This window comes from Prevotella sp. TCVGH (assembly GCF_023522295.1).
Taxonomy (GTDB): Bacteria; Bacteroidota; Bacteroidia; order Bacteroidales; family Bacteroidaceae; genus Prevotella; species Prevotella timonensis.
This window is the reverse complement of sequence record NZ_QFFX01000011.1, coordinates 1-11,822: the sequence shown is the minus strand read 5'-3', so window position 1 is coordinate 11,822 and position 11,822 is coordinate 1. Positions and strand designations below refer to the sequence as shown.

Below are 11,822 nucleotides of genomic sequence, written 5' to 3'. Positions count from 1 at the left end.
AACCCATAACTATTTGGAACGGTTGGGGTAAATGAAGTTTTAACGGACAGCAATAATTAAAAAACATTATTATAAGGATGTAAAAAGGTGACAAGGCTTGTAGGTTTCATTCTAAATTTGTATCTTTGCATTTAGAAAGAGTACAACATGGGGTTGTGTCGATTTGATCGGGATACTCATCAATAAAAACATGAAACCGAGAAGACTTCTTTTGTTAATGGCGGGCCACATAAATCCTTTTAGGACTAAGCTGTAAAGCCGGTGGATTACAAAGACGGAGAGCTCTCAAATCTTATATAGTTCGGAGTTTCATCACATCATCGAGCAACCCCTTTTTCATACATAAAGGCAGGTGTGTTTCCTGCCTTTATAAATATAAGGTGGGTTTTATAAATTACCACCACAACTAAATATATTATGGGTTACGTCTTGCCAACGTTTCGTACCTTTATGGTTCAATGCGTTAGTGCCATTGGGAGTGTAGTAGCTACACAACCTTACTCACTTTAAGATTGACCACACAAGGTAGTGCAAGCCGAATGCGGAGAAAGTTTGCTTTCTGTGTTGAGGTACAGCCTACTTCGTGTGACATAAGTTCAAAACTTGACAAGGATAATTTATAGAACCCTATTAAAAACTTTGTTTATGTTCTCTGGAATTGTAGAAGAAATGGCAACCGTAGTTGCGATTAGCCATGATCAAGAAAACATTGATTTTACATTGAAATGTTCGTTTGTTGACGAATTGAAGATTGACCAAAGTATTAGTCACAATGGTGTTTGCTTAACCGTTGTGCGTCTTCACGATGATACATACACGGTAACAGCGATGAAGGAGACGTTGGAACGGTCTAATCTGAGATTGATAACCATTGGAGACAAGGTGAATGTAGAACGCTCAATGCTAATGAATGGCAGGCTGGACGGGCATATTGTTCAAGGACACGTAGACCAAACAGCCACTTGTGTGAAGATGCAAGATGCTGACGGTTCTACTTATTTCACTTTTGAGTATCCTTATAGCAGAGAAATGGCGAAACGAGGATATATTACAGTTGATAAAGGAAGCGTAACAGTAAATGGTGTTTCGTTGACGGTTTGCGAACCAACAAACAATCGTTTTACCGTAGCAATTATTCCTTATACGAAGGAGCATACCAACTTTTGTGATATCAAAGTTGGGTCTATCGTCAATTTAGAGTTTGATATTTTAGGAAAATATATCGCTCGATTACGAGAAATATAATTAAAGTCTGGTTCTATAAATTACCACCGCATATAGTCATAAAAAAAAATATGAAATACGTTTTGTTATCTTTTGGCTTCTTTTTGGTTCAAAATGTAAGTTCGTTCAGTCGTGTAGCTCGCTACACTCCTTCACTCTCTTGCATTTTGACCTCAAAAATAAGCTTAAAATCTAACAAAGCTAATTTATAGAACCAGCCTAAAAAGAATGACGGCTTTTTTGATGAAATTGCGGTCTTGAAGTTTGAAACTAAAACCTATAACTCATCAACTTAGTAACTTAATAACTTAACAACTCAACTCAACAACTCAACTTAATAACTCATTAACTCATAAACTCAAAAACTTATATGGCAACTGTAGACGACAAGAAAATAATCTTCTCCATGGTGGGAGTATCAAAGATTATCCCCCAAAACCAAAAACAAATACTCAAAGACATTTATTTGTCTTTCTTTTATGGTGCAAAAATTGGTATTATAGGATTGAACGGTGCTGGTAAATCAACTTTGATGAAGATTATTGCCGGTATAGAGCAGCCAACCCAAGGCGATGTAGTGTGGAGTCCTGGCTATACTGTAGGATATTTGCCACAAGACCCGCCATTGGACGAAACTAAAACCGTGAAAGAAAACGTGCAAGAAGGGGTGCATAAAGTCTATGACGCATTGAAAGAATATGACGAAATAAATGTCAAGTTCGGACTGGAAGAATATTATGGCGATCCTGACAAAATGGACAAACTGATGCAACGACAAGCAGAAGTGCAAGACATCATCGATGCTACCGATGCATGGAACATGGACTCTAAGTTAGAACGTGCGATGGCTGCCTTACGATGTCCTGCTGGTCATCTGCCAGTAACAAATCTTTCAGGGGGTGAACGACGACGTGTGGCACTGTGCCGTTTACTCTTACAAAAGCCTGATGTATTGTTATTAGACGAGCCAACCAACCATCTTGATGCAGAAAGTATCGATTGGTTGGAGCAGCATTTACAGCAGTATGAGGGAACGGTTATTGCGGTAACGCACGACCGATATTTCTTAGACGATGTTAGTGAGTGGATTTTGGAGTTAGACCGTGGCGAAGGTATTCCATGGAAAGGTAATTATACTTCGTGGTTGGAGCAGAAGACCAAGCGCATGGATCAAGAGGAAAAGACCGCATCTAAGCGTCGCAAGACATTAGAGCGTGAATTAGAGTGGGTGCGTATGGCACCTAAGGCTCGACAAGCAAAGGGAAAGGCTCGTCTAAACTCGTATGAGCAGATGCTGAATGAAGAGCAGAAAACGAGAGAAGATAAATTAGAAATCTTCATTCCTAACGGACCTCGCTTGGGTAATAAAGTGATTGAAGCACAGCATGTGAAAAAAGCTTTTGGTGAAAAAGTGTTGTTTACAGATCTCAATTTTATGTTGCCTCCCAATGGCATTGTAGGAGTGATAGGACCCAATGGCGCAGGTAAAACCACGCTTTTCCGTTTGATTATGGGACTCGAACAGCCAGATGCGGGTACTTTTGAAGTAGGAGAAACGGTAAAGTTAGCATACGTAGACCAGCAACATAAAGATATAGACCCCCAGCAAACAGTTTATGAAGTTGTTTCACAAGGCAATGAAAATATAAGAATGGGCGGTCGTGATGTCAATGCACGTGCGTATTTGTCACGCTTTAACTTTTCTGGTACCGACCAAAACAAAAAGTGCGAGGTGCTTTCGGGTGGAGAACGAAATCGTTTGCAGTTGGCGTTGGCACTGAAGCAAGAGGGTAACGTTTTGTTATTGGACGAACCTACCAACGATATTGATGTGAATACCTTGAGAGCATTGGAAGAAGGTCTGGAGTCGTTTGCTGGTTGTGCGGTTGTCATCAGTCACGACCGATGGTTCTTAGACCGTATTTGTACACATATCTTGGCATTCGAGGGCAATGGTGAAGTATTCTATTTTGAAGGTACTTACTCTGAATATGAAATCAATAAAGCGCGCCGATTAGGCAACGAAGATATTAAAAAGGGACGCTATCGTAAGTTAATGGAAGATTGATATATTTCTTTTTCACTAAGCCACGAACCTTGTTACTACTATGGTAACGTGTCGTTCGTGGCTTCTTTTTCGGTTCAACTGCAAATAGTGAGAATGTATTTTGCATCTATTTCACATCATCTGACCGATAGCAAGCATTGTTATCTGATTTCGTCTCGACTCGTCAGCAAGCGAAGGTACGAATGCAATTAGACGATGAATCTTTTTTGCAACCATCGTTTGTCATATACAATGATGCTGTTCAATCGTTATTCTGATTCTTCTAAAGGTTCGATGATTTCCCAAAACTCATTATAGACGCGATTGTAATCCTCTAAGGTGACAGGTCCTCCACACGACATGATATTGTAAGTAATGCCAGGCCAAACCTTTCTGACCCCATAATCAATAAATCCCATGCGTTTGTAAAATTCGTATCGCTTTTTTCGCTGCTCGGTATTTGATGCGGGTTGGTCGACATCCTCTATATCAATCATAAAACGTTCATTCTTATATCTTTCTAAAAGTCGTTTGATAATCCTCGTACCATACCCTTTTCCTCTTTCGTTAGGCATTACAGCAAAATAGAACAACCAACTCAAATTGTCATGATGATATGTATATGTGAGCCCCTTGAATTCGTCATTTTTATCATAAAAGCCTAAAAAACGGACATCTGCTTTTCGTTGCAATAGCAATAATGAGTCAAAAGACATGCGTTCAACTTTGGGAAATGCCTCTACATAGAGTCTTTTCACGAGCTCTATATCTTTTGAATCCTTTTTTATTTCTTTGATGTGTAGCATCGTATTCTTTTTTACAAAGATAGAAAATCTTTGTGAAACTGAACCAATTAAGTCGTTAAATATTCATGGCTACACATGAAATAATATAACAACATGTAGGGATTTTTGGTTTTTCGCATTACAAGTTTTATCTTTGCAGAAAAGAAATAGCAAGATGAACAAATATTTAATCTCAATAAGGTTATTATTCTTATTCTTATGTTGTGAACTCAGTGTCTTTGTTTTTGCACGAAATGCTCAAAAACATGAATTTAGGGGAGCATGGATTCAATGTGTCAATGGACAGTTTGAAGGTATGGGTACCCAGCAAATGCAACAGACACTTCGTTATCAGTTAGATGAACTACAGAAGGACGGTGTTAATGCCATTATCTTTCAAGTAAGGGCAGAATGTGATGCTCTTTATCCAAGTAGATATGAACCATGGAGCAGATACCTGACAGGTGTTCAAGGAAAAGCCCCTTATCCATTGTGGGATCCGTTGCAATGGATGATAGAACAGTGTCACGAAAGAGGCATGGAACTGCATGCATGGATTAACCCTTTTCGAGCAAAGACAAAAGGAACAACGGCTTTAGCCAGCAACCACATTGCAATAAAGCAACCGGGAAGCGTATTTACCTACGGAGGACAATTTATTCTTAACCCTGGTAATCCTGCCAATAGGGCTTATATCTACCAAGTAGTAGATGATATTGTGAGCCGATACGACATTGATGGTTTTCACATCGATGATTATTTTTATCCTTATCCTGCACCAGGCGAGATTATTCAAGACGGACGTGAGTATAGGCAATATCACAATGGTATAAATAATATCAATGATTGGCGTCGTTACAACGTAAATGTTTTTATCAAAGAGTTAGGAGAGAAAATACATCAACGAAAGCCATGGGTTAAATTTGGTGTTTCGCCTTTTGGTATCTATCGTAATAAGAAGTCTGATCCGAAAATAGGCAGCAATACACGTGGGTTGCAAAACTATGACGACCTTTATGCCGATGTGCTGTTATGGGTAAACAATGGATGGGTAGATTATTGTGTGCCACAGCTCTATTGGCAAATAGGACATTCGGCTGCTGATTATGAGACTTTGATAAAATGGTGGAACAAGTATGCAGGAAACCGACCTCTTTATATAGGTGAGGATGTTGAGAGAACTGTTAAATTTGCTGATCCTAAGAATCCTAACAGTCACCAGATGCCTGCTAAGTTCAAACTCCATGAGGAGATGAATCATGTAAAAGGCACTGTGCTGTGGTATGCAAAGGCGGTGGTTGATAACATTGGTAACTACGGCACTACTTTGCGAAACTATTACTGGAAATATCCTGCCCTGCAACCCAAAATGCCTTTTATTGATGATAAGAGACCTAAAAAGCCACGAAAGGTAAAAGCTGTATGGACGAGTAGTGGTTACTTGTTGTTTTGGACACCACCTCGTGGAAAGAATTGGGATGATGTTGCCACGAAGTATGTGGTATATCGTTTTAACAAAGGCGAACGTGTCAACTTAGATGACCCGTCAAAGATTGTTACCATTACGAATAAAACAATGTATAAGTTGCCTTATGCAGATGGTAAGACAAAATATAGATATGTGGTAACAGCCGTAGATAGGATGAATAATGAGAGTAAAGGAAAAAAGAAAAATATAAAACTATAACATCAAAAGAGCTTCAAAAAAGCTCTTTTGACGTTTATGAAAGATTTTCATTTAATAAATGATCTAAGAATGAGTCTAAGTCCTCTTCCAAATTATTCATCAAATCTTTTCCAATAATCACTGTATCGTCGTCTGCCACATAGAGTTCTGCAAGATGTTCACCGTCTTCATCTTCAAGAATAAAGCTGAAGGGTTTTAGAATATTCATTTGGTCAACGAGGTGGCTATGTTTCTTAAGATTCGTTCTTAAAATATCCGTCACCACATCATAAAAATCGTCGTCTTTGTAATCAATCCATTCAGAAATAACACATCGTGTAATTTCTTGATCATCGTCATTATAAGCTCTTAGCTCACCACTGTCTTGACCTACTCTTAGATGTATGTCTGTGATGTTCACAGATTCTATCTCTTCGGAAAATTTCTGTGCAATTTTACGAATGGTACGTTCAATTTGATTGATTGTTTGTTCTGATGGTTGCATTTTATCTCTCTTTCTTTAACCGCTGCAAATATAATTCTTTTTTGAATACAACGAGCAAAGAAAACGAATAATTTATGTTTCATTGATTGTTGCTGCGTTTTTGTTTGAAATGTTTTGTCGTCATGGTCAGTAATTGAAATATCGCAAAGGAATGATAGAATATTAGTAAAAAATAAATATCTTTGCACGAAGAAACAAAGATATGTTAGAAGTTACAGTTAAAGATACCGCTTTGCAGAAAGCTGCTGAACAGGGGATGGATGCTTTTCTCCAAACCTTTATTGATGCTATTTATCAAGCCATTGGTGGAGAGCTGACGGCTGATACGATGAGTCAGCTAAATGCCGATCAAATTACGTTATTGGCTTATGACATTCTTCATAAGGAGGTAATGGACGGTGGCTTTATCCAGTTAATCCATAATGGTTATGGTGCATTTATCTTTCATAATCCGTTTGATAAGGCTGTGAAAGCGTGGGGAATGATAGACTTATTTAGAATCATAAAAAAGTGTCATAACCTATACCGTAAATATGGTGAGGAAATTGAGCGCGATTGTTCGGAAGATGAATTTATGGCTTTGTTTGAAAAGTATCCTGAATTTGACGACTATGATGATACGTTTGTTGAAAACGAAGAACGTTGGACAAGTGAGATTGCAAACTATGTAGATCAGCATATTGATAAGTTTGCTAAAATTATTTGATGATGAATAAAGATGAACAAGCACTTCGAAAGAAAAGTCCCATCCAAATTAAGAACAAAAGGGCTTCTTTTGAATATTTTTTTATAGATACCTATACCGCAGGAATTGTTCTCACGGGTACGGAGATAAAATCCATCCGCTTAGGCAAAGCTTCGTTGGTGGATGCCTTTTGCTATATCAATAACGGTGAGATTTGGGTTAAAGGCATGAATATAAGTCCTTATTTTTATGGTTCATTTTCTAATCATGAAGCTCGGAGAGATCGCAAACTGTTATTGACAAAACGAGAAATACGACGTTTGGAGATTGATGCCAAAAATCCCGGAAACACCATTCTTCCTGTGTTGCTCTTTATCGACCAGAAAGGTAGAGCAAAAGTGGATATCGTCTTGGCAAAAGGTAAGAAAGAGTATGACAAACGTCAAAGTTTGAAAGAAAAGGAAGACCAGCGAGAGATGGATCGGGCATTGAAACATTATTAGTGGATGCCCTAAGAGATGACAAAGTTGGAATGATGGCTTACCCAATAGAACATTGTTGATATACACCACGGCTCATTGACATAAAAATGATATTTTTACAACGAACAGCACCAATCACGCAGTGTTTGTAAATTGACGAATACGCTATGTTGTAAGATTATAAATGCTGAATTTTCTTTACAAAGTGCCTCTCATAACTCGCGTGAAAATCACCAACGTCATTGTTGGTCGCAAATACGCTAAAAATGAGCAACGTTCATAACCTTTTGTTATTGAATACGTTACACCAAACGCTTCTCATTTCTTTCTTATTTTTACCCTTTCTTGGCTGCTAAAGCATTACTCTAAGCCTTCTATTTGCATGCTTTAAGGCTGCTGAAGCATGTGAATAACATCTCTAAAGAGTGCTTCCAAGCGCATTAAGTCAATGTTCTAACTTGAAAAGACGTCTATTTTGACAAAATCAGCGCATTTTTGTTGGTCGTTTGCCTATTAAATTTTTCTATTTTGAAGATTTTCAATGGTCGTTTTTTGGTAAATTTACAGGACAAAAACAGCGGATACCTTTACCAAGAATAATGAGAAAATGTAGCATTTTCATTGAGGGGTAATTGTTGTGAAACCAAAAGAAAAAAGATGGCGGTTTCACAACCCATCATCTTTCTTCAATGAAAAAGCCGAAGATACACACCACTTTTTTGTGTACCTCTCCAAAAAGATAGAATAATGTTTTGTATTATCTATAAATTGATGTACTTTTGTAGACTACTCAAATTGATTAGTAGATATGAATTTTAAGAGAAAAAAAAGATGGCATAGCTTACCAGGTGTTCCTTTGACAGAACTCGATAAGCAAGTGATGTATTGGGAGAACAAAGGTAAGTTAGTTCCTACTCGCGAATTGATAAAAACCCCAGAACAGATAGAAGGTATCCGCAAAAGTGGGGTAGTGAACACAGGGGTATTAGATGAAGTGGCTTGTCATATCCATGCAGGTATGAATACTCAGGAAATAGACGATATCTGCATGAATTATTGTAAAGAGCATAATGCCATTCCTGCTTGTTTGAATTATGAAGGATTTCCTAAAAGTGTTTGTACAAGCATCAATGAAGTAGTGTGCCATGGCATTCCAAAAACGTCTGATGTGCTAAAAGAAGGTGATATTATCAATGTGGATATGACGACCATCGTTGATGGATATTATGCGGATGCCTCCCGAATGTTTATTATTGGAAAAACCACTCCGGAGAAAGAGCAGTTGGTACGAGTAACCAAAGAATGTTTGGAAATTGGTGCAGAGGCTGCTAAACCTTATTCTTTTGTGGGGGATATAGGGCATGCTATTCAGAAGCACGCAGAAAAATATCATTACGGTGTAGTGCGAGATTTGTGTGGACACGGTGTTGGTTTGAAGTTTCATGAAGAACCCAATGTGAACCATTACGGTCATAAGGGAACGGGTATGTTATTGGTTCCGGGAATGGTGTTTACCATAGAACCAATGATTAACATGGGAACGTGGAAAGTATATATTGATGCAGACGACCCGTTTGGATGGGAAGTGATAACAGGAGACGAACTCCCCAGTGCACAATGGGAGCATACGTTTGTTATGACCGAGCATGGAGTTGAAATATTGACACATTAAAGTCTTAAAACCGATTGCGTTTTAAGAGTCGCACGCCCCGAGAGTGTTATAACATAGGAAAGGTAAATAGATAATTGATAAAGGATGAGAGATATTTATATATTAGGTATAGAAAGTAGTTGTGACGATACTTCTGCAGCTGTACTTCGTAACGACATATTATTAAGTAATGTCACTGCTTCACAGGCTATTCATGAAGCTTATGGTGGTGTTGTGCCTGAATTAGCTTCTCGCGCTCATCAACAAAATGTGGTTCCAGTAGTAGACCAAGCCTTAAAGAAAGCTGGCATCTCAAAGAACCAGCTGGATGCTGTCGCTTTTACGCGAGGTCCGGGATTGATGGGGTCATTATTGGTAGGTGTTAGTTTTGCGAAGGGATTTGCCCGTTCGTTAGGTATTCCAATGATTGATGTCAATCATCTTCAAGGGCATGTCATGGCACATTTCATCAAAGAAAATGAGGAGGACTTCCATCAGCCTCCATTCCCATTCCTCTGTTTACTCGTCTCTGGTGGTAATTCTCAAATAGTGAAGGTGAATGCCTATAATGACATGCAGGTATTGGGACAAACCATTGATGATGCGGCAGGTGAGGCGATAGATAAATGTTCAAAGGTGATGGGACTTGGTTATCCAGGTGGACCTATCATTGACAAATTGGCACGGCAGGGAAATCCTCATGCCTATCAATTTTCAGAACCACATATCGAAGGTATGGATTACAGCTTTTCGGGTTTAAAGACCTCCTTCTTATACAGTTTGCGAAAATGGATGGCTGATGATCCTGATTTCATAGAGAAGCATAAAACAGATATTGCAGCGAGTCTTGAATTTACGATTGTAGATATTCTCATGAAGAAATTAAGAATGGCAGTCAAGCAGACAGGTATTAAGCATGTTGCAGTGGCAGGTGGTGTTTCTGCCAACAATGGTTTGCGGAATGCTTTCCATGAACATGCAGATAAATATGGTTGGACTATTTATATTCCTAAATTCAGTTATACCACAGATAATGCTGCGATGATAGGAATTACTGGCTATTATAAATATTTAGATCATGATTATTGCAGTATCGATCAACCAGCATTTAGTAAAGTAACTTTTAAGTAGACCGTATTTTCAGTAGTGATTAAGCTGAATAGTAAGAGATTGAAACAGATATAGCTGCATAAAAATAATACATCATCATCATGAATTTTGAAAATAAAGTAATCAGTAGAGAAATACAACAATTTCTATATGATTCAAATAAAACATTAGGAACCGCAGAAAGTTGTACAGGAGGAAGAATCGCAGAAGTGATAGCTGCTGTACCCGGAGCGTCTAATTATTTCAAAGGCGGTATTATCGCATACAGCAATGAATTGAAGATTCACTTGCTTGGAGTGAATGCGCAAGTTATCGAAGAACAGACTGCTGTTTGTGAAGAAGTAGCTATGCAAATGGCTGTGGGATTATGCCAAACGATAAACTGTGATTATGCCATTGCCATAACAGGGATTGCAGGTCCTGGAGGAGGTACACCTACCATTCCTGTTGGGACTATTTGGATTGCGTATGGCTCAAAAGATGATATGCGAACCTTTAAGCTCACAGAGGATAATGGGCGAGATGTGAATTTAGCCAACGCAACTAACCAAGCTTTGAGCTTATTTCTTGATTTTCTTAAAGAAACTCTGTCTCATCAAGAACTTGATTCTAAGGAATAATCTACCTTGATAGGAGAGGGTTTTCTCGTGGATTGAAAAGAAAATACCAATAAAAAAACTTAATTTAGACATTTCTTTTAAATATTCTTTTGGAATTACGATAAATATTTGTAATTTTGCATCCTGTTTGGAATAAGTATCAAAAGTCGAAAACAAAAATTTAAGATAGCAATGTCTAAGATTTGTCAAATCACAGGAAAGAAGGCACAAATAGGTAACAATGTGTCTCACTCAAAGCATCGTACAAAGCGTAGCTTTGATGTCAACCTCTTCAGCAAGAAATTCTACTATGTAGAAGAAGGCTGCTGGATTAGCCTTAAGATCAGCGCAGCTGGTCTTCGTCTCATTAATAAAGTAGGTCTTGATGCCGCATTGAAGCAAGCTGTTTCAAAAGGTTATTGCGATTGGAAAGATATTAAAGTAATAGGAGAATAATAGTCATGGCAAAGAAAGCTAAAGGAAACAGAGTTCAAGTTATCTTGGAATGTACCGAGATGAAAGATAGTGGACTGCCAGGAACGAGTCGTTATGTAACGACAAAGAATCGTAAGAATTCTCCTGAGCGTTTAGAGTTAAAAAAATATAATCCTATTTTGAAGAAGATGACTCTTCATAAGGAGATTAAGTAATAAGGAGATTATCAAATGGCAAAAAAAGCGGTCGCTACCCTCCATGAAGGTAAGATGGATGGTCGAGCATATACGAAAGTAATCAAAATGGTGAAGAGCCCAAAGACGGGTGCTTATGTTTTTGATGAACAAATGGTTCCAAACGAAGCTGTTAAAGATTTCTTTAAGAACTAATTAAATAGAACACTCAATGAAGAGAATATGTTGTGATTATCAATGCTCTTCATACAGGTAACTATATTTCAACTCTACAGATTTGGTCTGTAGAGTTTTTGTTTTTTGTGTATGTTATAGCTGTCCGTTGAAAGTTCTTCATGGATGCCATACTCACTATTCTTTTGATAAGTTACTATGTTTGCAAAGGCTAACACACGGAGACAAGTCGGATGCCGCTCTTCGGAGGCTTCGCGCCTCCGGC

Annotated in this window: 13 protein-coding genes; 11 read left to right on the top strand and 2 right to left on the bottom strand. The window is 38.2% G+C overall.

From position 1 onward, the window contains the following. Positions 1-645: 645 nt before the first annotated feature. Together DEM91_RS03375 and ettA are read left to right on the top strand one after the other, a co-directional pair. Complete coding sequence (locus DEM91_RS03375; RefSeq protein WP_249857990.1) at positions 646-1,245, top strand: riboflavin synthase; 600 nt, start codon at positions 646-648, stop codon at positions 1,243-1,245. A 349-nt stretch (positions 1,246-1,594) separates the two neighbouring features. Further along, positions 1,595-3,292: an energy-dependent translational throttle protein EttA gene (gene ettA, locus DEM91_RS03370; protein WP_249857989.1), complete on the top strand. Its 1,698-nt coding sequence runs from the start codon at positions 1,595-1,597 to the stop codon at positions 3,290-3,292. A gap of 248 nt (positions 3,293-3,540) precedes the next feature. Here the strand turns inward: ettA and DEM91_RS03365 are convergent, their stop codons facing one another. Beyond that, a complete protein-coding gene (locus tag DEM91_RS03365; protein WP_231564450.1) occupies positions 3,541-4,029 on the bottom strand; it encodes a GNAT family N-acetyltransferase in 489 nt (162 codons plus the stop codon). Between the two features lie 202 nt (positions 4,030-4,231). Between DEM91_RS03365 and DEM91_RS03360 the strand changes: the two genes are divergently transcribed. Continuing rightward, positions 4,232-5,743 (top strand): glycoside hydrolase family 10 protein, encoded by a 1,512-nt coding sequence (locus DEM91_RS03360; RefSeq protein WP_249857988.1) that lies wholly within the window; start codon positions 4,232-4,234, stop codon positions 5,741-5,743. Between the two features lie 34 nt (positions 5,744-5,777). Here the strand turns inward: DEM91_RS03360 and DEM91_RS03355 are convergent, their stop codons facing one another. Beyond that, on the bottom strand, positions 5,778-6,227 hold the full coding sequence (locus tag DEM91_RS03355; protein ID WP_103004073.1) for a hypothetical protein: 450 nt from the start codon (positions 6,225-6,227) through the stop codon (positions 5,778-5,780). A gap of 202 nt (positions 6,228-6,429) precedes the next feature. Between DEM91_RS03355 and DEM91_RS03350 the strand changes: the two genes are divergently transcribed. The 8 genes from DEM91_RS03350 (at position 6,430) to DEM91_RS03315 (ending at position 11,578) form a co-directional block, all read left to right on the top strand. Then, positions 6,430-6,933 carry a DMP19 family protein gene (locus tag DEM91_RS03350; RefSeq protein ID WP_249857987.1) on the top strand — a complete coding sequence of 168 codons (504 nt, stop codon included), beginning with the start codon at positions 6,430-6,432 and terminating at the stop codon, positions 6,931-6,933. Positions 6,934-6,935: 2 nt separating this feature from the next. Then, positions 6,936-7,415: an SsrA-binding protein SmpB gene (smpB, locus tag DEM91_RS03345; RefSeq protein WP_036926658.1), complete on the top strand. Its 480-nt coding sequence runs from the start codon at positions 6,936-6,938 to the stop codon at positions 7,413-7,415. Between the two features lie 787 nt (positions 7,416-8,202). Beyond that, positions 8,203-9,066: a type I methionyl aminopeptidase gene (gene map, locus DEM91_RS03340; RefSeq protein WP_008124054.1), complete on the top strand. Its 864-nt coding sequence runs from the start codon at positions 8,203-8,205 to the stop codon at positions 9,064-9,066. Between the two features lie 84 nt (positions 9,067-9,150). Then, on the top strand, positions 9,151-10,176 hold the full coding sequence (gene tsaD, locus DEM91_RS03335; RefSeq protein WP_036926649.1) for a tRNA (adenosine(37)-N6)-threonylcarbamoyltransferase complex transferase subunit TsaD: 1,026 nt from the start codon (positions 9,151-9,153) through the stop codon (positions 10,174-10,176). A gap of 80 nt (positions 10,177-10,256) precedes the next feature. Then, the gene (locus tag DEM91_RS03330) at positions 10,257-10,775 is read left to right on the top strand and encodes a CinA family protein (RefSeq protein ID WP_249857986.1); all 519 of its coding nucleotides are present in this window, start codon (positions 10,257-10,259) and stop codon (positions 10,773-10,775) included. 171 nt (positions 10,776-10,946) lie between these two features. Beyond that, positions 10,947-11,210, top strand: coding sequence for a 50S ribosomal protein L28 (gene rpmB / locus DEM91_RS03325; protein WP_008124060.1), 264 nt, complete (start codon positions 10,947-10,949; stop codon positions 11,208-11,210). 5 nt (positions 11,211-11,215) lie between these two features. Next, complete coding sequence (gene rpmG, locus DEM91_RS03320) at positions 11,216-11,404, top strand: 50S ribosomal protein L33 (RefSeq protein WP_008124061.1); 189 nt, start codon at positions 11,216-11,218, stop codon at positions 11,402-11,404. Positions 11,405-11,419: 15 nt separating this feature from the next. Continuing rightward, on the top strand, positions 11,420-11,578 hold the full coding sequence (locus DEM91_RS03315; protein WP_004349773.1) for a DUF4295 domain-containing protein: 159 nt from the start codon (positions 11,420-11,422) through the stop codon (positions 11,576-11,578). Positions 11,579-11,822: the final 244 nt, after the last annotated feature.